The sequence below is a fragment of the Streptomyces sp. NPDC058373 genome (genome assembly GCF_042723275.1).
Lineage (GTDB): Bacteria > Actinomycetota > Actinomycetes > Streptomycetales > Streptomycetaceae > Streptomyces.
This window is the reverse complement of the sequence record NZ_JBHXJE010000029.1, coordinates 58,383-83,153: the sequence shown is the minus strand read 5'-3', so window position 1 is coordinate 83,153 and position 24,771 is coordinate 58,383. Positions and strand designations below refer to the sequence as shown.

16 protein-coding genes, 1 tRNA gene, 1 pseudogene and 1 riboswitch are annotated in these 24,771 nt (G+C 74.0%); of the genes and pseudogenes, 7 read left to right on the top strand and 11 right to left on the bottom strand.

Annotated elements, in window-relative coordinates:
* Nucleotides 1-351: 351 nt before the first annotated feature.
* Nucleotides 352-897, bottom strand: a complete 546-nt coding sequence (locus tag ACFWMZ_RS17855) for a MarR family winged helix-turn-helix transcriptional regulator (RefSeq protein WP_383181223.1) — start codon at nucleotides 895-897, stop codon at nucleotides 352-354.
* A gap of 117 nt (nucleotides 898-1,014) precedes the next feature.
* Here ACFWMZ_RS17855 and ACFWMZ_RS17850 point away from each other — a divergent pair, with 117 nt between their 5' ends.
* A complete protein-coding gene (locus ACFWMZ_RS17850) occupies nucleotides 1,015-2,337 on the top strand; it encodes an MFS transporter (protein WP_383181332.1) in 1,323 nt (440 codons plus the stop codon).
* 56 nt (nucleotides 2,338-2,393) lie between these two features.
* Here the strand turns inward: ACFWMZ_RS17850 and ACFWMZ_RS17845 are convergent, their stop codons facing one another.
* On the bottom strand, nucleotides 2,394-4,049 hold the full coding sequence (locus tag ACFWMZ_RS17845) for a SpoIIE family protein phosphatase (protein WP_383181226.1): 1,656 nt from the start codon (nucleotides 4,047-4,049) through the stop codon (nucleotides 2,394-2,396).
* Nucleotides 4,050-4,328: 279 nt separating this feature from the next.
* Entirely contained in the window at nucleotides 4,329-5,813 is a 1,485-nt protein-coding gene (locus ACFWMZ_RS17840) for an NAD(P)/FAD-dependent oxidoreductase (protein WP_383202535.1), read from the bottom strand.
* Between the two features lie 429 nt (nucleotides 5,814-6,242).
* Between ACFWMZ_RS17840 and ACFWMZ_RS17835 the strand changes: the two genes are divergently transcribed.
* Together ACFWMZ_RS17835 and ACFWMZ_RS17830 are read left to right on the top strand one after the other, a co-directional pair.
* On the top strand, nucleotides 6,243-6,893 hold the full coding sequence (locus ACFWMZ_RS17835) for a TetR/AcrR family transcriptional regulator (protein ID WP_383181231.1): 651 nt from the start codon (nucleotides 6,243-6,245) through the stop codon (nucleotides 6,891-6,893).
* Between the two features lie 600 nt (nucleotides 6,894-7,493).
* Nucleotides 7,494-9,467 carry a sigma-70 family RNA polymerase sigma factor gene (locus tag ACFWMZ_RS17830; RefSeq protein WP_383202532.1) on the top strand — a complete coding sequence of 658 codons (1,974 nt, stop codon included), beginning with the start codon at nucleotides 7,494-7,496 and terminating at the stop codon, nucleotides 9,465-9,467.
* Between the two features lie 7 nt (nucleotides 9,468-9,474).
* Here ACFWMZ_RS17830 and ACFWMZ_RS17825 read toward each other — a convergent pair whose 3' ends face one another.
* The gene (locus ACFWMZ_RS17825; RefSeq protein WP_383181237.1) at nucleotides 9,475-11,709 is read right to left on the bottom strand and encodes an asparagine synthase-related protein; all 2,235 of its coding nucleotides are present in this window, start codon (nucleotides 11,707-11,709) and stop codon (nucleotides 9,475-9,477) included.
* 581 nt (nucleotides 11,710-12,290) lie between these two features.
* Between ACFWMZ_RS17825 and ACFWMZ_RS17820 the strand changes: the two genes are divergently transcribed.
* From ACFWMZ_RS17820 to ACFWMZ_RS17805, 4 genes are all read left to right on the top strand, one after another.
* Entirely contained in the window at nucleotides 12,291-13,712 is a 1,422-nt protein-coding gene (locus tag ACFWMZ_RS17820; RefSeq protein WP_383181240.1) for an MFS transporter, read from the top strand.
* A gap of 213 nt (nucleotides 13,713-13,925) precedes the next feature.
* A complete protein-coding gene (lhgO, locus tag ACFWMZ_RS17815) occupies nucleotides 13,926-15,125 on the top strand; it encodes an L-2-hydroxyglutarate oxidase (protein ID WP_383181243.1) in 1,200 nt (399 codons plus the stop codon).
* A 221-nt stretch (nucleotides 15,126-15,346) separates the two neighbouring features.
* Entirely contained in the window at nucleotides 15,347-16,231 is an 885-nt protein-coding gene (trmB, locus tag ACFWMZ_RS17810) for a tRNA (guanosine(46)-N7)-methyltransferase TrmB (RefSeq protein WP_383202530.1), read from the top strand.
* 200 nt (nucleotides 16,232-16,431) lie between these two features.
* Nucleotides 16,432-17,979, top strand: coding sequence for a PrsW family intramembrane metalloprotease (locus ACFWMZ_RS17805; protein ID WP_383202527.1), 1,548 nt, complete (start codon nucleotides 16,432-16,434; stop codon nucleotides 17,977-17,979).
* 33 nt (nucleotides 17,980-18,012) lie between these two features.
* Here ACFWMZ_RS17805 and ACFWMZ_RS17800 read toward each other — a convergent pair whose 3' ends face one another.
* From ACFWMZ_RS17800 to ACFWMZ_RS17770, 7 genes and pseudogenes are all read right to left on the bottom strand, one after another.
* Nucleotides 18,013-18,957, bottom strand: a complete 945-nt coding sequence (locus ACFWMZ_RS17800) for an aldo/keto reductase (RefSeq protein ID WP_383202524.1) — start codon at nucleotides 18,955-18,957, stop codon at nucleotides 18,013-18,015.
* A 457-nt stretch (nucleotides 18,958-19,414) separates the two neighbouring features.
* Complete coding sequence (locus ACFWMZ_RS17795) at nucleotides 19,415-20,482, bottom strand: M23 family metallopeptidase (protein WP_383181255.1); 1,068 nt, start codon at nucleotides 20,480-20,482, stop codon at nucleotides 19,415-19,417.
* 11 nt (nucleotides 20,483-20,493) lie between these two features.
* Nucleotides 20,494-20,630: riboswitch (cyclic di-AMP (ydaO/yuaA leader) on the bottom strand.
* Between the two features lie 274 nt (nucleotides 20,631-20,904).
* Nucleotides 20,905-22,107 carry a PP2C family protein-serine/threonine phosphatase gene (locus tag ACFWMZ_RS17790; RefSeq protein WP_383202521.1) on the bottom strand — a complete coding sequence of 401 codons (1,203 nt, stop codon included), beginning with the start codon at nucleotides 22,105-22,107 and terminating at the stop codon, nucleotides 20,905-20,907.
* A 237-nt stretch (nucleotides 22,108-22,344) separates the two neighbouring features.
* Nucleotides 22,345-22,418: transfer RNA gene (locus ACFWMZ_RS17785), tRNA-Met, on the bottom strand.
* A 131-nt stretch (nucleotides 22,419-22,549) separates the two neighbouring features.
* Nucleotides 22,550-22,822 carry a GlsB/YeaQ/YmgE family stress response membrane protein gene (locus ACFWMZ_RS17780; protein WP_383202518.1) on the bottom strand — a complete coding sequence of 91 codons (273 nt, stop codon included), beginning with the start codon at nucleotides 22,820-22,822 and terminating at the stop codon, nucleotides 22,550-22,552.
* 555 nt (nucleotides 22,823-23,377) lie between these two features.
* The gene (locus ACFWMZ_RS17775; protein ID WP_383181264.1) at nucleotides 23,378-23,953 is read right to left on the bottom strand and encodes a TerD family protein; all 576 of its coding nucleotides are present in this window, start codon (nucleotides 23,951-23,953) and stop codon (nucleotides 23,378-23,380) included.
* A gap of 266 nt (nucleotides 23,954-24,219) precedes the next feature.
* Nucleotides 24,220-24,378, bottom strand: a pseudogene (locus tag ACFWMZ_RS17770) (MerR family transcriptional regulator); the annotation flags it as partial.
* Between the last annotated feature and the right edge of the window lie 393 nt (nucleotides 24,379-24,771).

The following is a 24,771-nucleotide window of genomic DNA, read 5'->3' as shown; positions in this document are numbered from 1 at the left end:
TTTCCCTTTCCGGCGGTTCCGACTCTATCAGATCCTTTCGGGCCTGATTCCCAGTCAGCGGGTTCTGCCTTCCCGGCTGTTGGGCCGTTCCGACGTCCAGAACCCTAGTGGATTCCCGCTGCAACTCATAATCGGGCCGATGCGGTCCGTTCTGAGGCGCGTCAGTTCCGGAAGTGAATTCCAGGCAGCCATGACGGCGTGCCGGGAACTTCCCGGAAGGGATCTTGCTGGGGTGTGGAGTGCCGCGGCTCGCGCGGCTGAGGCGCTGCCAGAAGCGCCTGTCGGGCTGTGGCAGCTCGGGGTACCTTACGGATCGCCCCGGGGGGTGTCAACCCCGTACGGCGGCCGGTCTCAGTCGAGGTCGGTGAGCCGGCCCTCGGCGTCCGGCTGGGCGTCCTCGACCCTGCGAAGCAGCCGGGTCAGCACCTCGCCGAGCTTGTTCCGCTCGCCGTCGTCCAGGTCCTGGAGCAGCTCCTCCTCGAAGACCGAGGCGAGCCGCATGGCTTCCAGCCACTTCTCGCGACCCTCGGCCGTGATCTCCACGATGACCCGCACCCGGTTCGCCTCGTCGCGGTCGCGGGTGACCAGGCCCTCGGCGACCATCCGGTCGATGCGATGGGTCATCGCGGCCGGGGTGAGGCCCAGGCGTTTGGCGAGCTCCCCCGGGCCGAGCCGGTACGGGGCGCCGGCAAGGACGAGGGCTTTGAGGACCTCCCACTCGGCGTTGGTGAGGTCGAGGGTGGCCGTCTGGCGGTTGTACGCGACGTTCATCCGTCGGTTGAGACGGCCCAGGGCCGAGACGATCTGCTCCACCTGGGGGTCGAGGTCCTGGAATTCCCGCTGGTAGGCGGCGATCTGCTCCTCGATGGACGGCTCGGCGTCAGGGGTGTCGGCCATGGGCGGCAGTATGACACGGCCCACCTTGGCGTTGAAGTCCTTCGGCGTGTACTGTTTAGCTTCGAAGTTTAGCTCTGAAGTCTTACGGATCTAAGGCAGGTGAAAGTGACCAGGGCGATGGGTGCGGCGCTGCACAGGATTCAGCTGGGCAGTGCCCTCGCTGCGTTCGGCATCGGATTCACGGTTCCGTTCCTCTATGTCTACGTGGCACAGGTGCGTGGGCTGGGCGCGGGCACGGCGGGGTTCGTCCTCGCCGCGTTCGCGATGGCGGCGCTGGTCGTCCTGCCTGTGGTGGGACGGATGATCGACCGGCGCGGGCCGGTCCCCGTCGTGCTGGCCGCTTCGCTGCTGGGCGCCGTCGGGGCGGTGTGCCTGGGGTACGCCTCCACCGCGGTGACCGCGGTGCTGTCGGCGACGCTGCTGGGCGCCGGTACGGCCGTACTCCAGCCGGCGCTCGCCACGATGATCGTCTGGTGCTCCACGCCGCTGACCCGCACCCGTGCCTTCACCATGCAGTTCTTCCTGCAGAACCTGGGGCTGGGCGCCGGTGGACTGATCGGCGGGCAGATCGTGGACGAGCACCGGGCGGGGACGTTCCTGCTGCTCTTCTCGATCGAAGCGGTGATGTTCCTGGTGCTGGCGGCGGTCGCGCTGACCGTCCGGCTGCCGCAGAGCTCCGTGGTGACGGACCAGGCGCCCGGTACGGAGGCGTCGGCCGGGGGCGGTGGCATGCGGGCGCTGCTGCGGCACCGCGCCATGGTGCAGCTCTGCGTGCTGGGCTTCGTACTGTTCTTCGCCTGCTACGGCCAGTTCGAGTCGGGCCTCTCCGCCTATGGCGTCGAGGCGGCCGGGATCTCCCCGTCGACGCTCGGAGTGGCGCTGGCGGCCAACACCGCGATGATCGTGATCGCGCAGTTCGCGGTGTTGAAGCTGGTCGAGCGGCGTCGGCGCAGCCGGGTCGTCGCGCTGGTGGGGCTGATCTGGACGGTCGCCTGGCTGGCCGCCGGGTACGCCGGGCTCGGCCACGGCAGCGAGGCCATGGCGACGGCGGCCTTCATCTCGACGTACGCGCTCTTCGGGCTCGGTGAGGCGATGTTGGCGCCGACGGTGGCGCCGTTGGTGGCGGACCTGGCGCCGGCCCGGATGGTGGGGCAGTACAACTCGGCGTTCGCGCTGGTCAAGCAGTTGGCGCTGGCCGTGGGGCCCGCGGTGGGCGGGCCCATGGCGGCGACGCTGCACGGGCCGTACATCGTGACGTTCGTGCTGTTCTCGCTGCTGATCTCGGTGCTGGCGCTGAAGCTGGGGCGGGTGCTGCTGCCTCACCAGGACAAGCCGGAGCCGGTGGGGAGCCGGGTGGTCGCGGTGCGGCGGCCCGAGGAAGCCGAGCCGGAGGCTGTGGAGACCGTACCGGCCGTGGTGGAGTCGCCGGCGCGCGTGTAGCCGTTGTACGGAGCGCGTCCGTCCCCTTACCGGGGGCGGGCGCGCTTTCGTGTTTCTCAGGCGGTGGGCAGGGCGAATTCGCACCAGACGGACTTGCCGCCGCCGGGGGTGCGTCTGCTGCCCCAGCTCGACGCGATGGTGGCGATGATCGCGATGCCGCGGCCCGCCTCGTCGCCCGCGTCCGCGCGTCGGCGGCGCGGCAGGTGGTCGTCGCCGTCGGTGACCTCGATGATCAGGCGGCGGTCGGTCCTGCGCAGCCTGAGCCGCATCGGCGGCGTGCCGTGCTGGAGGGAGTTGGCGACGAGTTCGCTGGCGGCCAGGACGCCGAGGTCGTGGAGGTCCGGCGGGAACCGCCAGCTCGTGAGGACGCCGGAGGCGAAGGCGCGGGCGCGGGGCGCGGCCTCGACGCCGCCGAGCAGGTCGAGGGCGGCGTTGCGGAAGAGTTCGGCGTCCCCGCCGGTGCGGGCGGGGTGCTGGAGGACGAGGACGGCGACGTCGTCGTCGTGGGCCTCGGTGACGCCGAGGGCGCGCATCAGGCGGTCGCAGACGACCTTGGGGCTGCCGGTGGCTCCGGCGAGGGCGGCTTCTAGGAGGTGGAGGCCCTCGTCGATGTCGGCGTCGCGGCGTTCGACCAGGCCGTCGGTGTAGAGGACGGCGGTGGAGCCGGGGGCGAGCGGGATGGTGTCGGAGGTGTGCAGCCAGCCGCCGGTGCCGAGCGGCGGACCGGTGGGTTCCGGTGCTCGGTGGATGGCGCCGTGCTCGTCGCGTACCAGGATGGGCAGGTGGCCGGCGGAGGCGTAGACGAGGCGGCCCTCGTTGGGGTCGTGGACGGCGTAGACGCAGGTGGCGATCTGGCTGGGGTCGATCTCGGTGGCGAGGCCGTCGAGGAGCTGGAGGACCTCGTGCGGGGGCAGGTCGAGGCGGGCGTAGGCGCGGACGGCGGTGCGCAGCTGGCCCATGACGGCGGCGGCGCGGACACCGCGGCCCATGACGTCGCCGATGACCAGGGCGGTGCGGCCGCCGCCGAGGGTGATCACGTCGTACCAGTCGCCGCCGACCGCCGCGTCGGCCCCGCCGGGCTGGTAGGTGGCGGCGATGCGCAGGTCGTCGGGTTGTTCGAGTTCCTGCGGGAGGAGGGAGCGCTGGAGGGTGACGGCGGTCTCGCGCTGGCGGCGTTCACTGGCACGCAGGCGTTCGGCGGCGTCGGCCTGGTCGGTGACGTCGGCGGCGAAGACGAGGACGCCGTTCTCGCCGGGGCCGGTGGTGTCGGTGGCCGGTTCGGCGCGATCGCCGTCGGAGGTGGGGACGGCGACCGGGGTGCAGGTGAAGGTGTACGAGCGGCCGCCGGGAAGTCGGCGGGATTTGACCGTACGGGGGCGGCCGCTGCGCAGCACCTGGTCGAGGAGGGGGAGGAGGCCCAGCTCCTCGAGTTCGGGCATGGTCTCGTCGGCGGGGCTGCCGATGGGGCGGGCGCCGAAGGCCTCGGTGTAGGCGTCGTTGACGTACGCGATGTGGTGGCCGGGGCCCTGGAGGACGGCGACCAGGGCCGGGACGCGGTCGAGGACGGCGCGGACGGGCAGGTCGTCGAGGCGTGGGGCCGGGGCGGTGGGGGCGGTGCCCGCGCGGGCGGCCGGGACGGCGCCGGTTTCGGCGCGGCGGGTGGTGCGGCGTTGGGCGCCGGGGAACCGGGGGCTCCATCGCGTGAAGTTCACCGATTCTCGCCTCGTGTTGTCGTGTGCGGGGTGTGAGGGGTGGGGCGGATGAGAGCGGTCCGGTCCGGGCCGGGGCCGGAACGGGTGCTTCCCGGTGGGGCGGGGCGCTGGGTCATGCCTGTTGTGTCACTTCCGGTGGGGCGTCGCCCGTTCGCGGTCGGAGGTGACGACCGGGCGTTGCCCGGCGGTCCGGAGCCCGACCATCGTCACACGTGCGGCCGGGCGGACCCGGTCGATTCCGTCAGACGCGTGGTGTTCGAAGGGGGTTCCGCGTGGTCGTCAGGAGGACTCGTTCGGGCGCTTGTTCCCGGCCGCGAGTTCGAACTCCGCACGGGGATGCTCCAGGGAGCCGAGGGAGACGACTTCGCGTTTGAAGAGGCCGGAGAGAGTCCACTCGGCCAGGACGCGGGCCTTCCGGTTGAAGGTCGGGAGCCGGCCGAGGTGGTAGGCGCGGTGCATGAGCCAGGCAGGGTAGCCCTTCAGCTTGCGTCCGTAGACGTGCGCGACGCCTTTGTGCAGTCCGAGGGAGGCGACGGATCCGGCGTGGGCGTGCCGGTACGGCTGGAGGTCGGCGCCGCGCAACGAGGCCAGCAGGTTGTCGGCGAGCACCTTGGCCTGGCGGACGGCGTGCTGAGCGTTGGGGGCGCACTCGCGCGCGCCGAGTTGTGCGGCGGGGCGCGCGGAGGAATCGGGGTCGGAGCCGTCGCCCGTGTCGGCTGGGGCGCCCGCTCCGGCGGCCGGTTCCTGGACGACGGGGCCCACGGTGAGGTCGGGCACGGCGGCGGCGTCCCCGGCCGCCCAGGCGTGCGGGGCCCCGGCGACCGAGAGTTCGGGGGTGCAGCGGAGCCGCCCCCGGGCGTCGAGCGGCAGGTCCGTCGCGGAGAGGAGCGGGTGGGGTTTGACGCCCGCGGTCCACACCAGGGTGCGGGTGGGGTGCCGGGAGCCGTCGCTGAGCGCCGCCACCCGGCGCTCGCAGCTCTCCAGGCGCGTCCCGAGCCGTACGTCGACCTTGCGGCGGCGCAGCTCGCGCAGGGTGTAGCGGCCCATGTCGGGCCCCACCTCGGGCAGCACCCGGTCGGCTGCCTCGACGAGGATCCACTTCAGGTCCGCGGGCTGGATGTTGTGGTAGTGCCGGGTGGCGTACCGGGCCATGTCCTCCAGCTCGCCGAGCGCCTCCACGCCCGCGTAGCCGCCGCCGACGAAGACGAAGGTCAGGGCCGCGTCGCGCAGGGCCGGATCACGGGTGGAGGAGGCGATGTCCATCTGTTCGAGGACGTGGTTGCGCAGGCCGATGGCCTCCTCGACCGTCTTGAAGCCGATGCCGTGGTGGGCGAGGCCGGGGACCGGCAGGGTTCGCGAGACCGAGCCGGGGGCCATGACCAGTTCGTCGTACGGCACTTCGAGCGGGCCGGCGCCCTCGTCGTCGGTGGCCTTGGTGCGGACGAGGGCGGTGCGCGCGGCGTGGTCGACCGCGAGGGCCTCGCCGACCAGCAGCCGGCAGCCGCGCAGGACGCGCCGGAGTGGCACGACCACGTGGCGGGGCGAGATGGAGCCGGCCGCGGCCTCCGGCAGGAACGGCTGGTACGTCATGTACGGCTCGGGGGTGACCAGGACGACCTCCGTCTCCCGTGGTCTGCTCTTCGCGCGCAGCCGCAGGGCGGTGTACATGCCGACGCAGCCGCCGCCCACGATGAGGATGCGTGCCGGTGCGCTGCCGGAGGTCGTGTCCCGGGATTTCGAGGCCTTCACCTTCCCATGACGCATCGGCGGACGGACTTTGTCCACAGGCCCGACGATTCGTATGACTGGACGACGGGGACGTCCGGAGAACTCCCCGAGGTTGGCCGAATTGAAAGTTACGCAGGTCAGCCGGGCAGTAACCGGCGGTCACAGGGGGTGCATTGCGGGGTGAACCGGTGCGTACTCCGGTCGGTGCGCGCCACGCCCGGAACGGGCCTCTTCTGAATTGACTCCGGCTCAACTATGTTCGTGAACCGTCGGGGTGCTGGGGGGGGCGCCCGCAGGCTGGCCGCTCCTCAGACGTCGCGACTCACAATGGCGGGGAGTCTCCGGGGGGAGACGCCATGACCGGGGGAACGCATGCATATTCAGGACTCTCAGTGGCCGGCGACGACGTCGACGGCAGCCAGAACCACTCCGGCCGGCCCGGCGGGCCGGTCGGCACCCTTGCGGGTGGACGCCCAGCGCAACCTTGAGCATGTACTCCGCGCCGCCCGCGAGGTCTTCGGTGAGCTGGGGTACGGCGCGCCGATGGAGGACGTCGCGCGCCGCGCCCGGGTCGGCGTCGGCACCGTCTACCGCCGCTTCCCCAGCAAGGACGTGCTGGTCCGGCGGATCGCCGAGGAGGAGACGGCCCGGCTGACCGACCAGGCGAGGGCGGCGCTCGGCCAGGAGGACGAGGCGTGGTCGGCGCTCTCCCGGTTCCTGCGGACCTCGGTCGAGTCGGGCGCGGGGCGGCTGCTGCCGCCGCGGATGCTCCGGGTCGAGGTTGGTACGGCGCTGACCGGCGGGGACCCGTCACGGGTGCCCCAGCAGCGGCAGGCCGAGCCCGGCGCGGCCGGCGAACTCCGTCTGGTGGAGCCCCGGGAGGCGCCCGACGCCGAGCAGGAGTCGGCGGGGACCGGGGCGCTGCTCGATGTCGTCGGGCGGCTGGTCGACCGGGCCCGCGAGGCGGGCGAGCTGCGGGCCGACGTGACCGTGGCGGACGTGCTGCTGGTGATCGCCACAGCCGCGCCCGCTCTTCCGGACACCGCGCAGCAGGCGGCGGCGTCCGAGCGGCTGCTGGAGATTCTGCTGGAGGGGCTGCGGTCGCGGCCTGCTTGAGGTGGAGGGGTTGCCGACCCGGGGGCCCGCCCTGCCCCGGGCGGGACGGCGTTCGCTGGGGTGCGGGTTCGCCCTGTCGGGCGACGCGCCCTGGCGTCGGGGTGGAGGTGTGGTCGAAGTGAGCCGGGGCCTGCCGAGCCGGGGTGGCTTGGGACGCCTTCGGGTCGAGGCTCGCTCGTCTGTGGTCGGTCTGAGCCGATGAGCCGGGTGGGCGCCGCCCCGGCCTCGGTCGGGTGGGCGGGAGAGTGGAGCACGGGTGGCTCGTCCGCTGGGCCGGGCGCGGTTCCGGCGTAGGGCTCCTGGGCGCGCGCACTATGCGCAGAGGGGCAGGGGAGCGCGGAACGGATCCTGGGCGCCCCGGGCGAACCTGCTTGGTCTTCCCTCCGCGCCGAGGTGATCCGGCAGCTCGGCAAGGGCGCTGCCGCACGTCTCCCCCGGCGGCGCGGCGCATGATCTCCTGCCTGGTCGGGCGGTGGGTAGGGGCGAGTGGGAAAGCCCCTCGGACGGGTGATCCGGATGCGTGTGAGTGATCAGGGTGAGCGGGCTGTGCCAGGCTTTCGCCGCAAGGTTTAACGGGGTCGGCCAGCGGGGGCTTCCGCCATGAAAGATGACGGTCCGGATCGGACGAACGGCGGTACGTCCAAGGGGTGCGAGCAGGGCCAGGTGCCCGCTCAGGGGGGCGGAGGCGACGGGGTCGGACCGCGGGCGGCTCCCGACGGCGGGGCGTATCCGCCCGGCGACCCGGCCCCCGGCGACCTCGCCGGCGTACCCGAGCAGCGACGGCGGGCGCTCGCCGAGGCGGAGTCGCCCGCGCCGCTCCCGGACGGCCCGGTGCCCGACGCGGCGCTGGTCCACCGGATGCGCGGCGGCGACGACGGGGCGTACGAGGAGTTGTACCGGCGTCACGCCGAGGCGGTCCGGCGGTACGCGCGGACCTGCTGCCGGGACGCGCACACGGCGGAGGACCTGACCGCCGAGGTCTTCGCCCGCACCCTTCAGGCGGTCCGGCGCGGCGCCGGGCCCACCCACGCGGTCCGTGCCTACCTGCTCACCACGGTGCGGCGGGTCGCGGCGGGGTGGACGCGTACGGCCCGGCGCGAGCAGCTCGTCGAGGACTTCGCGGTCTTCGCCGCGCAGGCCGCGCGGACGGCCGAGGTGTCCGACGAGGACACCCTCGACCTCGGCGCGGACGTGCTCGCGATGCACGAGGCCGAGCAGTCGATGGCGATGCGCGCGTTCCGGACGCTGCCCGAGCGGTGGCAGGCGGTGCTGTGGCACACCGAGGTCGAGGACGAGTCGCCGAGCGAGGTGGCGACCCTCTTCGGGCTCGACGCCAACGGCACCCGCGTCCTCGCCTCCCGGGCCCGCGAGGGCCTGAAGCAGGCGTACCTCCAGGCCCACGTCAGCACCGCGCTCACCCGGGACGAGGAGTGCGCCCGGTACGCGGACCGGCTCGGGGCGTACGCCCGGGGCGGGTTGCGCGCGCGGGCCGAGCAGGGGTTGCGCCAGCACCTCAAGGAGTGCTCGCGGTGCCAGTTGGCGGCGCTCCAGATCAAGGAAGTCGCCGGGGGCATCCCGGCGGTCGTCCCGGTGGCGGTGATCGGCTGGTTCGGCGCGGCGGGTTACGCGAAGGCGATGGCGCTGATCGGCGGCGGTGCCGCGGGCGCGGCCGGAGCGGGTTCGGCGGCCGCCTCCGGCGGTGCGGCGGGCGGCGCTGCGGCGGAAGGGGCCAGCACCCCGGTCAAGATCGGGATCGGCACGGCGCTGGCCGTCACGGCGGGGGTCGCGCTGGCCCTCGTCCTGATCGGTGACAGCGACCCCGCGAAGCCGCCCCGCGAGAAACCCCCGGTCGCCCAGCCGGCCGCCCCCCAGCCACCCCCGCCCTCCCCGGCGCCGGAGCCCCCCGCTCCGGCCCCTCCTCCCGCACCGGAGCCCACCCCGGAACCGACCCCCACCCCGACTCCGGCGCCCACCCCCACGCCGACCCCGCCACCGTCGCCCACCCCGGAACCCGCACCCCCGTCACCCACGCCGGAACCTCCCGCTCCAGCCCCGCCTCCCCCACCGCCCCCGCAGACGTACCGCTGGAGCAAGCTGGCGTACGCCCCCCTCGGTGACACGACGGAGCCGCGCATGCGGCCCGGCGAGAGCGGTTGGGTGTGGCAGCGGCAGGGGCTGTCGATCGGCGGAACGCCGTACGCGGACGGGGTCACCGTGCACGGTGCCTCGTCGGTGACCATCGACCTGAACCGGCCCTGCTCGGCGTACCAGGCGCTGGTCGGGATCGACGACCTGACGATGGGTCTGGGCGAGGCCCGGTTCTCGGTACGGGCCGACGGTGCCACGCTGTGGAGCTCGCCGTGGCTGGAAGGCGGGGACCCCGCGGTTCCGGTACGAGTCGGGCTGGACGGGCGCAAGACGGTGACGCTGGTCGCGGAACCGCGGTCGGCCGAGGACAACCTCGCCCTCGCGGACTGGGCGGAGTCCCGGTTCACCTGCGAGGGAGCGCCGGCCGGCTCCGGGCCGGAGGTGGCGGACCCGGAGGGCGCACAGGGCGCGGACGAGGCGGGGTGAGCGCCGGTCAGCCGCGCCCGGCGGCGCCGAGCGCGCCGCGCTGCGCCGGGGCGATCCCCTCGGGCACGGCCCGCTGACGCCGCGGCGAGGTCCCGGTCCAGCAGGAGCCCCGGCGGGTGGCGAGCCGCCGCAGCCACAGCTCCACGGAGACGAGCTGGGTGAGCCCGTCGACGGGCAGCGGGTCCCCGTCGGCGGCGGCCCGCAGCGCGCGCCGCACGACACGCGCCTCGACCAGCCCGGTCTGAGCGAGGAAGGGCGTGTCGAAGAGGGCGACCAGTTCGGCCATGGCCACCCGCAGCCCGGTCCGGGCGGCGGTCGCCGCGGCACCCGGCTCCGGTGCCCCCCAGCCCTCCGGAAGCTCGGTGACCCCGGCCCCTTCGAGCACCGTACGCAGCACGTCGGCGCGGGCGCCGGGGCGTACCCGGAGTGATTCGGGGAGCGCGCGGCAGGCGCGGACGACCTGGTTGTCGAGGTACGGGGTGTGCAGGCGCTGGAAGCGGACCTCGGCGGCCTGTTCGAGGACGCGGAGGTCGGCGGCGCGGCGGGCCAGCGCGGCCCGGGCGCGGAACTCGCCGGGGCGCTGCCCGGGACCGGGGCCGGGACGGGCGGCGGCGTCGGCGAGGCGGAACGACACTTCAGCGAGGGCCTCGCCGGTGAGCCAGCGGGCGGCGGGGCCGGGTCTGGCCCAGGTGAGGGCGGCGAGGGAGGCGCCGACAGCGCCGGGCGCCTCGTCGAAGGTGCGGTGCAGCAGGCGGTCGGCGGCCGCCTCGATGCCGACCCGGTAAGGCGTCCTGGCCAGGCGGCGGGCGGCGGCGTAGACGCGCGCGGGGACGGTGGCGGAGCCGTCGGCGCGGGTCAGGGCGGCGACCGGGCGGACCAGGTTGCGTCTGCGGCGGTCCATCAGGAGGTCGGCGAGGCGCGCCGGGTGGGCGTCGAGGACCTGCCGGGCGCCGTGCCCGGTGAGGTGGTCGGCGCTGCCGGACTGGAGGCGCAGCCGGTGGCGCGCGGCGACGGCGAGGGTGGGGCCGGGCTCGTCGGTGAGGGGCCCGTCGAGTTCGGCGAAGGGCAGCGCGTCCTCGGCGCCGGTGACGACGACGTGGTGCAGCCGCGGGTCGGCCGCGAGGCCCGCCGCCCGCTCCGTCTCGGCGCCGGAGCCGGGTGCGGAGAGGTCGTTGAAGGTGAGGGCGCGCAGCCGCTCCCCGGCGCCGGAGCCGTGGCCGAGGACGGTGCCGGGCAGGCCGGGCAGCCCCGCCGCGAGCAGCGCCAGCGTGGCGGAGGCGGGGCCTCCGGAGAGGTCGGCACCCATGCCGGGGGCGGGCAGGCCGCGGGCGGCGCGCCGCTCGTGCGGGCCCATGCCGGGGACCGGGCCGGGGTCGGCGTCGAAGGCGGGGACGTGCCGGGGGGCGTCGAGGCGGGCGCGTACCGCTTCCACCAGGGCGTCGCGGACCCCGTCGACGGCGCTCTCCGCGTCGGCGGCCGGGGCCGCGACGGCGAGCGAGGCGACCGGTTCGTATCCGGCGATCTCGCGGGCGCCGTTGCGCAGGATGAGGGCGTGGCCCGGCGGAATGCGGTGGACGCCGAGGAAGGGGGTGGTGTCGTGGACGGCCTCGGGGACGTCGGGCAGGGCGAGGAGGGCCGCGAGGTGGCCGATGTCGAGCGGGGCGCCGATGAGGTCGGCCAGCGGCAGGGCGGCGGTGGCGTACGCGGTGCCGTGCGCCCACGGGGTGTGGAAGACGGGGCGTGCGCCGGCGAGGTCGCCGAGGACGGTGGTGCGCCGCCCGGCGTGGACGACCGCGGTGTAGCTGCCGGGCCAGGCGGTGAGGTGGCGCAGGGCGCCGCCGCGGGCGGCGAAGAGGCCGACGCGGAGCTGTTCGTCGGTGGCGGCGCAGGTGCCGAGGACGGCGATGCGGGTGTCGGCGTCGGCGCGGACGACGCGGATCTCGTCGGGGCGCCAGTCGCCGACCGCCCACAACGGATCGGGGCCGCCCCAGAGCAGCCGGGCGCCGACCGGCGTGAGCAGGCCGCCGTCCTCGTCGTCGATGCCGACAGACTCGGCGCCCGCGCCGAAGGGCTCAGTGCCCGCGCCGAAGGGGCCCGCGCCAGGCTCGGGGGCGTACGTCCCGTACCCGAGGCCGGTGCCGTCCGGGGCGGTGCCGTAGGTCGCGGGAGGTGGCGGGCCGGGCGCGGCCTGGCGCGGACGGAGTCCGGTGGAGGCGCTGCTCCACCCCACCAACCACCGCATACGGCCTCCACAGGCTGTGGACAGAACAGGGTGCCGCGGGGAAACGCCCACGGTATGAGCACCATGCTGCCACGAAGGAGGCGCGCGGGAGCGCTTGCGGTGGCGCTCCCGCCATGCCGAATGCGCCCCTGGCAAGAGCCAGTTGGGCCGTCGCCGGGTCCCGGACCTGGATGCGGCGGGGCAACCATCGGGTTCCGGCCATTTCGAACCGGTCTACGAGACCGGTCACCCCGCGCGGCGTGTCGTGCGGTCCGGGAGGCGCCGAGAGCCTCCCGGACCGTCCCGTCGCCCGCGGGGATGAAGGCGACGGTGTCCCCCAGCCCACTGAAAGCGGTGTCAGCGGGCCGACCCACGCATCGCCCATGGAAACGCTCTCCCGCTGGCCGGAGTAAGGCGCACGGCCGGGCGCACGGCCACACGCCCGGAGCACACTCCGTCCGCGCGCCCGCTGAGCACCGGCCACAATCCCGCCAACCGGAACTATGCCCCTTAACGCTTGGGATGCGGCGAACTACGCTGGGTTTACGAATGCCGGACGCCTATGCCGCGCCCCGGCAGCCGTCTGTGTCGAGGGGTGGCGCATGTCCAGGGAGCAACGCGGGCCGAACGAGAAACTCGGCACCGTTCTCGCCCTCGCGGGAATGAGCAATGCCGGGTTGGCACGCCGGGTCAACGACCTCGGTGCGCAGCGGGGACTGACGCTGCGGTACGACAAGACCTCGGTCGCCCGTTGGGTGTCCAAGGGGATGGTGCCGCAGGGCGCCGCGCCCCATCTGATCGCGGCCGCCATCGGGCAGAAGCTCGGCCGCCCGGTGCCGCTGCACGAGATCGGGCTGGCCGACGCCGACCCGGCGCCGGAGGTGGGTCTGGCCTTCCCGCGCGACGTGGGGGCGGCGGTGAAGTCGGCCACCGAGCTGTACCGGCTGGATCTCGCGGGCCGGCGCGCCGGTGGCGGAATCTGGCAGTCGCTGGCCGGTTCCTTCGCCGTGAGCGCCTACGCGACCCCCGCGTCACGTTGGCTGATAACCCCGGCCGACTCCTCGGTCGCGCGGGAGGCCGCCCCCTCGGAGGGCGGCTCCCCCCGGCAGAGGGTCGGCCACGCGGACGTCCGCAAACTCAAGGAGGCGGCGGAGGACGCGCGCCGCTGGGACTCCAAGTACGGCGGCGGCGACTGGCGCTCCTCGATGGTCCCGGAGTGCCTGCGGGTCGAGGCCGCGCCGCTGCTGCTCGGTTCGTACTCCGACGAGGTCGGCCGCGCCCTCTTCGGCGCCAGCGCCGAACTGACCCGGCTGGCCGGGTGGATGGCCTTCGACACCGGCCAGCAGGAGGCGGCGCAGCGGTACTACATCCAGGCACTGCGGCTGGCCAGGGCGGCGGCCGACGTCCCGCTCGGTGGATACGTGCTGGCGACGATGTCCCTGCAGTCGACCTACCGGGGCTTCGGCGACGAAGGCGTGGACCTCGCGCAGGCCGCGGTGGAGCGCAACAGGGGGCTCGCGACGGCGCGCACCATGAGCTTCTTCCGGCTGGTCGAGGCGCGGGCGCACGCCCGGGCGGGGGACGCGCAGGCCGCGGGCGCCGCCCTGCGCGCGGCGGAGGGCTGGCTGGAGCGGGCCAGGGACGGCGACGCCGACCCGCAGTGGCTCGGCTTCTACACCTACGACCGGTTCGCGGCCGACGCCGCCGAGTGCTATCGCGACCTGAAGGCGCCGCGCCAGGTCAGGCGCTTCACCGAGCAGGCGCTCTCCCAGCCGACCGACGAGTTCGTCCGCTCGCACGGTCTGCGGCTGATCGTTTCCGCCGTCGCCGAACTGGAGTCGGGCAACCTCGACGCCGCCTGCGAGCAGGGCGTCCGCGCCCTGGAGGTGGCCGGCCGGATCTCCTCCGCCCGCACCACGGAGTACGTCCGCGACCTGCTGCACCGCCTGGAGCCGTACGGCGACGAGCCGCGCGTGGTGGAGCTGCGGGAGCGGGCCCGGCCGCTGCTGACGGCACCGGCGTAGGACGGCGCGAGCCCGCCGGGCGTGTGCCGGGCGGGCGGCGCCTGGCTCGGTCGCGCCGCCGGGTCCTCGCCACGCGGACCGGCGGCGCCCCGGCGCGCTCGATGTGGCCGTCACCACTGCCCGGACGCCCCCTCACCCCCATGATCATCGGGTGACGGGTTTGAGGTCGGTGTCAGAGGCGCAGGCCACTATCGGGGCCGGGAGGTGGTGCGCGTGCGGGACGACTGCGACGTGGTGGTGATCGGCGGCGGAATCGTCGGGCTGTCGACGGCGTACGCGCTGTCCCGGCAGCGCCCCGGCATCCGCGTCACGGTGCTGGAGAAGGAGCCGGGCCCGGCCCGGCACCAGACCGGGCGCAACAGCGGAGTGATCCACAGCGGTGTCTACTACCGCCCCGGCTCCCTCAAGGCGCGGTACGCGACGCGCGGCGCCGCCGAGATGGTCCGGTTCTGCGCGGAGCACGGCGTGCCGCACCAGGTCACCGGCAAGCTGATCGTCGCCACCGGCCGCGAGGAGCTGCCCCGCCTGCACGCCCTGGTCCAGCGCGGCCGGGAGAACGGCATCCCGGTGCGCGAGCTGGGCCCCTCCCAGATTCCCGAGTACGAGCCCGAGGTGCGCGGCCTCGCCGCCATCCACGTCGCCACCACCGGCGTCTGCGACTACGGCGCGGTGGCCCGCGCACTCGCCGAGTCGTCCAAGGCAGACATCCGGTACGGCGCGGAGGCCGACCTCATATCCCGCCGCCTCGGCCGGGGTGTGGCCGTGCGCACCAAGGACGGCTCGGTGGTGCGCGGCCGCGCACTGGTGAACTGCGCGGGCCTGCACTGCGACCGCGTCGCCCGGCTGTCGGGCGACGACCCGCAGATGCGGATCGTCCCGTTCCGGGGCGAGTACTACGAGCTGGCCCGGCCCGAGCTGGTCCGCGGCCTGGTCTACCCGGTCCCCGACCCCGCCTTCCCCTTCCTCGGCGTCCACCTGACCCGCGGCGTGGACGGCGGCGTGCACGTCGGCCCGAACGCCGTGCCGGCGGGCGCCCGCGAGGGCTACTCCTGGCCGGTGGTGCGCCCCGCCGACCTGGCCTCGACCCTCGCCTGGCCCGGCTTCTGGCACCTCGCCCGCCGCCACGCGGGGTACGGCCTCGGCGAGATGAGCCGCTCGCTGTCGAAGGAGGCGTTCACCCGGGCGGTGCGCAGGCTGCTGCCCGCCGTGCGCGAGAGCGACCTGGTGCGGGCGCCCGCCGGGGTGCGGGCCCAGGCAGTGCTGCGCGACGGCACGCTCGTCGACGACTTCCTCATCCGCGAGGGGCCCAGCACCGTCCACGTCCTCAACGCCCCCTCCCCCGCCGCCACCGCCTCCCTGCCGATCGGCCGCGAGGTGGCGCGGCGAGCCCTGGCGGTGCTGGGGCGGGCGTGACCCCGGGCCCGGCCGGACGGCTCCGGGTCCTCACGGTCGCGGCCGGCTTCGCGCCCGGCTCCGTAGACTGGAGGGCGTGGCGGCGGCACCGTCCCGTGATCCGCTCCCTCGGGGGCGCAGGGCGCGGACCCTCTCGTGCCCCGCCTCCCCGCGCCGGGCCGCCTCAGCCGTGCCCGGCGGACATCCCCGTCCCCGTACGCCGAAATGCGGTTCCGAGTCCCGTGAGCAACCAGAACGCGCCCCAGCCCCCGGCCCCCGCAGCCGCCTCCCCGGCCCCCGCGCCGCCCCGCAGCGCCCGCACCTCTGCGACGAGGCCGGAGCGCACCCGGATGTTCGCCGACGGCGCCGGCCCCGCGGCGGACCCGGCCGGCTCCCACTTCGAGCGCCGCATCCGCAGCTTCCAGCCGCGTCGCAGCCGCGTCACCACCGGCCAGGGCGAGGCACTGCGGCGGCTCTGGCCGGCCTGGGGCATCGACGTGGACGGGCAGCGGGTGCTCGACCTCGGCGAGCTGTTCGGCGGGCGGCCGGTGGTCCTGGAGATCGGCTTCGGCATGGGGGAGGCGACCGCGCGGATGGCCGCGGACGACCCCGACACGGGCATCCTCGCCGTCGACGTGCACACCCCCGGCCAGGGCAACCTGCTCAACCTCGCCGACCAGCAGGGCCTCGACAACGTCCGCGTGGCCAACGGCGACGCGATCATCCTGCTCCGCGAGATGCTCGCGCCCGACGCGCTGGCCGGCCTCCGCGTCTACTTCCCCGACCCCTGGCCGAAAACCCGCCACCACAAGCGGCGCCTGATCCAGCCGGAGTTCCTGACCCTGGCGGCCACCCGGCTCGCGCCCGGCGCCGTCCTGCACTGCGCCACCGACTGGGAGCCGTACGCCGAACAGATGCACGACGTGCTCAGCGCCCACCCCGCCTACGAGAACACCGTCACGGAGCCCGGGCCCGCGGTGGAGGGGACGGACGGCGTGGTGCGGCACGGTTACGCCCCCCGGCCCGCCTTCCGGCCGCACACCCGCTTCGAGGGACAGGGCCTCGACAAGGGGCACGTCGTGCACGACCTGCTGTTCCGCAGGGTGGCGGGGCCGGCCGCGGGCTGACCCGCCGGCCCGGGGGCCGTGGCGGATCACGGGCCGAACGTCGGCCGCGGGTGAGGCCGGGACGGCCGCTCACGGATGAGGCAGGGGACCGGAATGGACGCCACCGGGGCATAGCGCGAGAAATTCCGGCAACGAACGGTGGGGCCTTTTTCACTCGTCCGGTCTAATCAGCCCCCTGAGGACTGGTTAGGGTCGTTCTCGTGATCAACAGCCCGTCGTACTCGGCCTCGCAGCCCGAGCAGCCGCACGGCGCCGGACCCGAGGGCACCGGCCCCGGTGGTCCGCTGCGGCCTCCGCCGCCGATGCCCCCGTATCCGGCCGCGCTTCCCCGCATGCGCTGGTGGCAGCGGCACGGCGTCCGGGTGGGGCTGCTGGTCGGCCTGCTCACCGTGTCGGGCGGCATCATCCTCGCCCTGGTCCGCGAGCAGACGGGCACGCACGGCTTCCTCGTCGGCCTCGGCCTGGCCCTGCTGCCGGTGCCACTGTTGCTCGCGGTCTTCCGCTGGGTGGAGGCGGTCGAGCCGGGTCCATGGCGGAACTTGGTCTTCTGCTTCGCCTGGGGAGCCTGCGCGGCCGCGCTGATCGCCATCGTCGCCAACACCCTGGCCACCGAATGGCTCGTCGGCTCCACCCTGGAACCCTTCACCGGCGGCAGCGAGCCGCTGAAGCCCGACGCCGTCGGCGCCACCTACGTCGCACCCGTCGTCGAGGAGTCGGCCAAGGCGCTCTCCGTGCTCCTGATCTTCCTCTTCCGCAGGCAGCACTTCCGAGGCCTGCTGGACGGCGCCGTGACGGCCTGCCTCACCGGCGCGGGCTTCGCCTTCACCGAGAACATCCTCTACCTCGGGAACGCCTTCGGCCGCGACCAGTTGAGCGGTGACACCGGCATGGCCTCGGTCACCGCCGCCACCTTCTTCGTCCGGATCGTGCTCTCCCCCTTCGCCCACCCGCTCTTCACCTTGCTCACCGGCATCGGCTTCGGCCTGGCCGCACGGGCCGGGAGCCGCCGGCGGCTGCGCCGGGTCCTGCTGCCCCTGCTCGGCCTGCTGCTCTCCATGGGCATGCACGGCCTGTGGAACGGCTCGGCGACGCTGATGGGCCCCTTCGGCTTCATCACCGTCTACGCGGTGGTGATGGTGCCGGTCTTCGGCCTCTCCGTCTGGCTGCTGGTGTGGTCCCGCGCCGACGTCCTGCGCGCCGTCCGCACCTACCTCCCCGCGTACGTGGCCGCGGGCTGGCTCGCCCCGACCGAACCGGCCGCACTGGGCACGATGAACGCCCGCCACCTCGCCCGCGACCACGCCCGGCGCTCCGGCGGACGGAAAGCGGTCCGCGCCCTGGCCGCCTACCAGCGCGACGCGACCACCCTGGCGCTGCTGCGCCGAAGCGGCGAGCGGGGCCAGGCCGAGGCCGACTTCGTGGACCGCGAGCGGGCTCTGCTCAACTCCCTCTGGGAGCGCCGGGAAGCCGTCCGCCCGGCCCAGTTCCACGCCGCCCGCCTGCTGGCACCCCGGCCCCCCGCGATGTGGCTGCCCCCGCAGCACGGCGGCTGGGGCGGGCCGTACGCACCACCTGGGTACGGCCCGGCTCCGTGGGGCGGGGCCTGGCCGGGGCAGACGGCGGCCCGGCCGCAAGGCCCGGCGCCGGCCGGGTACCCGGGGTACCCGCCACCGCACGCCTGGCCCTACGCCCCGCCGCACATACCCCAGCCGCCGCCCGTACCCCCGCAACCGCAGCCACCGCGGTAGCCGTTCCGTTCTGCCGCCCTCGGCGCCGGACGGTCAGGCCGACGCGACCGTGAGCAGGCTCAGCTCCTCCTCGGTGAGCGTCAGGTCGGCGACGGCCAGCAACGCCGGCAGCTGTTCCACGGTGCGGGCGCTGGCGATGGGCGCGGCCACGGTGGGGCGCGCGGCGAGCCAGGCGAGGGCCACCGAGGCCAACTCGACGCCGTGCGCCTCGGCGACGGTGTCCAGAGCGGCCAGCACCTTCCGGCCGCGCTCGGTCTCCAGGTGCTTCTCGGCGCCGGCGGCACGGGCGCTGTCCACGGAGGTGCCCGGGCGGTACTTGCCCGTCAGGAAGCCGGAGGCGAGGGCGTAGTACGGCACGGCCGCGAGCCCCGCACGGGACGCGACCTGCTGGAGGGGCCCTTCGTAGGTGTCACGGGAGACGAGGTTGTAGTGCGGCTGGAGGGCTACGTAGCGGGCCAGGCCCTCGCGGTCAGAGAAGTCGAGGGATTCCTGCAGGCGTTCGGGGCTGATGTTGGAGGCGGCGATGGCCCGCACCTTGCCCGCCTTCACCAGGTCGTCAAGGGCGGTGATGATCTCCTCGACAGGCACGGAGGGGTCGTCGAAGTGGGTGTAGTACAGGTCGATCCGGTCGGTGCCGAGCCGCCGGAGCGACTCCTCGGCCGCCGCCTTCACGTTGGCGGCGGAGAGGCCCTGGAACTTGGGGTGGCTGCCGACCTTGGTGGTCAGGACGACCTGGTCGCGGTTGTCCCGCGAGGCCAGCCACCTGCCGATCACGGTCTCGGACTCACCGCCCTCGTTCCCCGGCACCCAGGAGGAGTACGTGTCCGCGCTGTCGATGAAGTTGCCGCCCGCGGCGGCGTAGGCGTCGAGGACCGCGAAGGACTGCGCCTCGTCCGCAGTCCAGCCGAAGACGTTGCCACCGAGGGCCAGCGGGAAGACGTCGAGATCAGAGTTGCCGAAGGGCCGAAGAGAGGTCATGGAGAGATCAACACACGGATCCGGACCCGCATTCCTGGCAGGGCCGTGCGTTCTCGGCGCGCCCCCGGCCCGCCAAGAGGACCCTCGCCCCCGAAAGGGGATCTGGCAGGTCCGACGGCCCTGACGTCGGGGGGTAACCGTCAGGACCGCCGGAGTTCAGCTCCGCTCGGGCCGGGGCGCACGCTCGCCCCGGAGACGGCCGGTGATCCGCGTCCGCGCACCAGGTCAGCACGCGGGCCGAGCAACGCCGAGCACCAAGAGGAGGGACGACGGCAGCGACTCACCCAGCCACCACCCATGGACTCGGGGAGTCCAGAGAACACAGGGAGGCCGAAGGAGCGCACGGAAGCACGAAACGGCCGAACGGCAGCGGTCCGGCGACGGCCCGGCAGTCGGCCCGTCGCCGGATGGGCCGCCCGCGGCTGCGCCTACGGTCCGCGTGGCAGCCCTCGGATGGTCAGATGCTGAGGCCCTTGCCCCGCAGCCAGCTGAGCGGGTCGACCCCGTCGCCACCGCCAGGGTGGACCTCCAGGTGGAGGTGCGGGCCGGTGACGTTGCCGGTGGCACCGACGCGGCCGATCACGTCGCCGGTGGTGACCTTCTGGCCGGCCGCAACCGTCATCGACGACTGGTGGGAGTACCAGAGTTCGGTGCCGTCCTCCAGCTCCAGGATGGTGCGGTAGCCGTACGACCCGGCCCAGCCCGCTTCCTTGATGGTGCCGGAGTGGATGGCCTTCAGGGGGGTGCCGGTGGGCGCCGCGAAGTCGAGGCCTGTGTGGTAGCCGGAGGACCACATGGTGCCCGCCTGACCGTAGGTCGAGGTCAGGGTGTAGGAGGTGGTGGGGAGCGAGAAGCTGGCGGCGAGCTTGGCGAGGCGTTCGGCCTCCGCCTTCTTCCGCTTCTCCTCGGCCTTCTTCCGCTCCTCCTCGGCCAGCTTCTTCTCGGCGGCCTCCTGGACCTTCGCGGCCTCGGTGGCGGCCTGCTCGGCGGCGGCCTGCTCGGCGGCCCGGGCGACGCTCTGGTCGGCCTGGTCCCGCTGGTACTCGGCCTGCTCCATGATGCGGGCCCGCAGCGCCTCACCGGCGTCGGTGGTGCCCTGCTCGGTGTCGGCGACGGTCACCCCCGCGCCGGTGAGCGGGCTGGCCGTGACCTGCGTACCGGAGTCCGAGTCGGAGCCCAGAAGGGAGCCGACGCCCGGCAGCGAATCGGCGTCGGGGAGCGAGGCCTTGACGGAGGAGAGGTCGGGGAGGGAGATGGAGACCGGGGGCTTCTCCTTGGCGGTGGCGATACCGCCGGCGCCCACCGCGGCGATGACGCCGACGCCGAGGACGGTGGAGGAGCGGGCCAGGCCGCCGCCGCGCTGCTTCGCGACACGGTGCCGGCCGCGGACGGGCCGGATGGACTCCTCGGTGGGATTCCATTCCTCCCAGGTTCCCCCGGCGGGTCCGTAAGCCGTGGGACCGGTGACCGGGTCCTCGTCGTTCGGCACGAACAGGGCCTCAGGGGCAGGACGGTTCGACGCCACGCGGGCGCTCTCCTTTCCTTCCTTCTCGCCTACCGGGTTAGCTGACGGGTTCGGAGCAGGAAGGTCTCCTACGGGCGCCTCGAAAGGCGTCCGATTCACCCCAAGGAGTGGTTCCCCGGTTCCCTACGGGATTCGGCGCGTGCGCGCGGAGCCGTCTCGGGTGACGGCCGGGACAACCGCGCTGCGTTATCGAACGTTAATAGACACCCGGGCCGGATTCCAAGCTGTTCCGGGTGATCGTTGAGGCGCAGGGGCCGGACGTACCGGGGCACCGAGGGCGCATTCGGGCGAGTCGCCTGCACAGAACCACCACAGCCCCACCTGACGGTGTGTCAGTTGTTATGCGGTGAGCGCCCGCGCGCTCACCCGCGGTGACGCGCCGCGCCCGGTACTGCGGCGCCCGGTACTGCGGCCCGTGCCGCTCAAGGCCGACGCAGCGCCAGCAGGGCCATGTCGTCCTGAGGCCCGCCTCCGGTGTGCATGCGTACCTCCTCGGAGAGGGTCTCCAGCAAGTGGTCGGGCGCGTCGAAGCGACGGCCCGTCAGGCGCGCCACCGGGTCGTAGAAGACCCCGCGCCCGTCCCGTGCCTCCGTCAGGCCGTCGGTGAACAGCAGCAGGGTGGCGCCGGCCGGGAAGGGCGTGGCGTCCGCCCGGTCCGGCCACACGCCGAGGTCCCCCATGCCGAGCGGCAGCGCGGGCTGAGTCGGCACCAGCACCCCCACCCGTCCGTCGCCGTGGAGCAGCAGCGGCTCGGGGTGCCCCCGGTTGACCGTACGGACGACCGACTGGCCGGGCGGGATCTCGGCCAGCAGCGCGGTGGTGAACCCTTCGAACTGGTCCAGCCCCTCCCGGCGCACCCCCTCGCGGGCGAGAGCGCGTTCGAGCCGCTGGGCGACCATCTCCAGGCTCGACTCCTGCTCCGCGGCCTCGCGGAACGCGCCGATGACCACGGCGACCGCCTCGACCGCGCCGAGCCCCTTGCCGCGCACGTCGCCGACGAGCAGCCGCACCCCGTGCGGTGTCTCCTGCACGGCGTACAGGTCGCCGCCGATGAGCGCGTCGGCCTGCGCCGCCTCGTAACGGGCGGCGATGTCGAAGCCGCCGATGCGTTCGGCGGGGATGGGCAGTACGGCGCGCTGGGCGGCCTCGGCGATGTTGCGGGCGGTGGCGAGTTCCTCCCCGCTTCGGCTGACCAGGCGGTTGCTGAGCAGGGCGAGGAGAGAGCAGGTCAGGACGGTGAGCAGCTCGGTGGTCGAGTCGACCCCGCCCAGCGTCCCGGCCTGCCACTGGAGGAGGACCACCGCGGCGAGCGCGGCGCCCCCGGTCAGCAGGGTCCCGTGGAGCGAGAAGAACGGCGCGGCGATCAGCGGCGCCGCGGCGTAGAGGGGGCTGGCGTTGAAGCGGGGCGGCGCCGCCTCGTCGAAGGCGATCCCGACGACGATCAGCAACCCGGGGAGGAGCCGCACCAGCCTGCGGGACCTGCTCCTCGTACGGCGGTCACTCTTGTAGTTGCCGAGCGGGTCGCGCTCGCCCCCGCCCCTCTTCTTCGCGGGTCTTCCCTCCGCGGCCCCGCCGTCGGCACCCTGCTCCCCCGTCTCGTTCTCCGCGTCACCGCGTTTCCCCACCAGCCTGTCTCCTGACCCATCGGCCGGCCCCCGGTCGGCCCGGCCCGGACACGCCCGCTCCCGCGTCAGCGCTTCCCCCATACTTCCGTCCACCCCGTACGGCGGCGACCGGACGGCGGCCGAACGGGTACCGGCCGGGCAAGCCGTCCCGACGGCACCGGACGCCTCGGCCGCGGACATGCGCATACGACGAAGGCCCGGATTCCGTTGATAGGAATCCGGGCCTTCGCCCTTCAGTAGCGGGGACAGGATTTGAACCTGCGACCTCTGGGTTATGAGCCCAGCGAGCTACCGAGCTGCTCCACCCCGCGTCGGTAAACACAACTATACGCCATCCTGAGCCTGCCTCGCGCCACCCCTGCTCCCGTTGCCCGGGCCCCCGCCGCGGACGCGGCGAGCGGAGGCCCGTACGGCCCGGCTGGGAACGGACCGTCCGGCGGGGTCACCGGCGGCGGCGTCCGCCCGCGGCCCGGTCGAGAGCGACCACACCGACCGCCGCCAGGGCGGTCTGGACACCCCATTCGGCCCAGTCGACGCCCCTGGTCTCGGCGAGGCCGAACCGGGCGGCGAGGAGGGTACCGGCGAGCGCGGCCACGATGCCGACGACGATGGTCAGCAGCAGGCCGATGCGCTGGCGCCCGGGGACGACCAGGCGTCCCAGGACTCCGATGACGATGCCGATGACGATCGCGCTGATGATCCCGGAGATCTCCATGGGCCACGCCTCTCGTTCTCGTCGTGCCGCGCCGACGGCGGACCGGCGGCGAGCGCTCCGGTCCCTTGCCGCGCGTGTGCCCGCGACGCGACGGGCCAGGCCCGTCCCGCGAAGAATCAGGCGGTTCTGTGCCTGCCCGGCGTACGCGGGGGTGGCGCCTGGGGCACGTGGTACGCGGCAACCGGCGCCGACGAGCCGCACACGGGGCCGAGAGGGGCCCTTCGTAAGAGCCGATCGGCACCTCCGCACGCGCAGCCCGGCCGCCCTCGCGGCCCACGAACCGACTCGTCCCGCGTCCACAGCGCAAGCAGCGCCGGCGACGGCGGCTCAGTCGACACGGGCGTGCCTCAGGAGACGCCACACAGCGCAGACAGCTCAGACGGCCCGAGCGCCGGGGCATGAGACGCCGGCCAGGCGCACGCCCCCCCACAACACACCACCCCTCCCCCGCACTCACCACAACCGCGGAGCACGGAGAAGGGGGTCGGAAGAGCCCGTCGCCCGCCCGGGGGATTGGGTTGCCGGCCGGGCGACGGGTGTTCGGGGGGGGGCGGGTCAGACGTTGACGCCGAAGTCCTGGGCGATCCCGGCCAGGCCCGAGGCGTATCCCTGGCCGACCGCGCGGAACTTCCACTCGGCGCCGTGGCGGTAGAGCTCGCCGAAGACCATGGCGGTCTCGGTGGAGGCGTCCTCGGTCAGGTCGTACCGCGCGATCTCGGCGCCGCCCGACTGGTTGACCACGCGGATGAAGGCGTTCCGGACCTGGCCGAAGCTCTGGCCGCGGGACTCCGCGTCGTGGATGGAGACGGGGAAGACGATGCGGGTGACCTGCGGCGGGACTGTCGCGAGGTTGACCTTGACGGCCTCGTCGTCGCCGTCGCCCTCGCCGGTGAGGTTGTCACCGGTGTGCTCGACGGAGCCGTCGGGGCTGGTCAGGTTGTTGTAGAAGATGAAGTGCTGGTCGGAGAGGACCTTGCCGGACTCGTCGCAGAGCAGGGCGCTGGCGTCGAGGTCGTAGTCGGTGCCGGTCGTCGTGCGGACGTCCCAGCCGAGCCCGACAAGGACCGCGGTCAGCCCGGGGGCTTCCTTGCTGAGAGAGACATTGCCGCCCTTGGCCAGGGAAACGCCCACGGTCTTCTCCTTCTGCGGTTCGTCCTGCGTGCTGATGCCTGGGGGCCGCGCCCGCCGCCCCGCACGGCCTTCGGGTGCGGGCGGGCGGGGTGCGACGGCCGGACTGGGGGGCCGGCCGCGTGCCGTCGTACGACTCGCAGCCGCCACGCCTGCGCCGGGCGCCGTGGGTGGCGGCGCCGACGCCGTCGAATCTACCTCATCTCTACACGCATGTAGAAGTACTCCCCCGGCGCCGCGCTCCCCAGCTCCAGCCCCACGTCCTTCCTGTCCTCGTAGCCGTAGCGGCGGCGGTCGTCGCCACCCCGCACGGGCTCGGGAAGCAGGCCGATCTCGTGGTAGTGACGGATCGCCCGCGGTGTGGTGCCGACGAAGGCCGCCGCGTCACCGATCTTGACCTGGCGCGGCGCGACGAAGGAGGAGAACATGAGTAGGGGCCTTCCTCGATGGGGCGGGGTGTGAGTACACCGGACCACCTACCGCTACGGAAGGTGCAACCCGAGACACTCCGTCCGGCCCCCATGCCAGGAGAAGCGCCCTTCGCCGTACCGATCGGTCCGCCTGTCAGGACAACCGCAGGAGAGCAGGCGGGGTCACAGCCACCGGTGTGTCGCTGCGACCTGGACCGTCGCCTCAAACCGCACCCGGTCCGCACGCGCCACCGGACACCGTCCACCAACCGTCGGCAGCCCGGCCACCTGTGACTCACACCCACCGCAGGCGACAACGACTCCAGCACCGACCACTGCGCATCAGAAAGATCCCCACGCCCCACACCTTGGACATCACGGTGAAGGCGCGTGCAGATGACCAAACCTGAA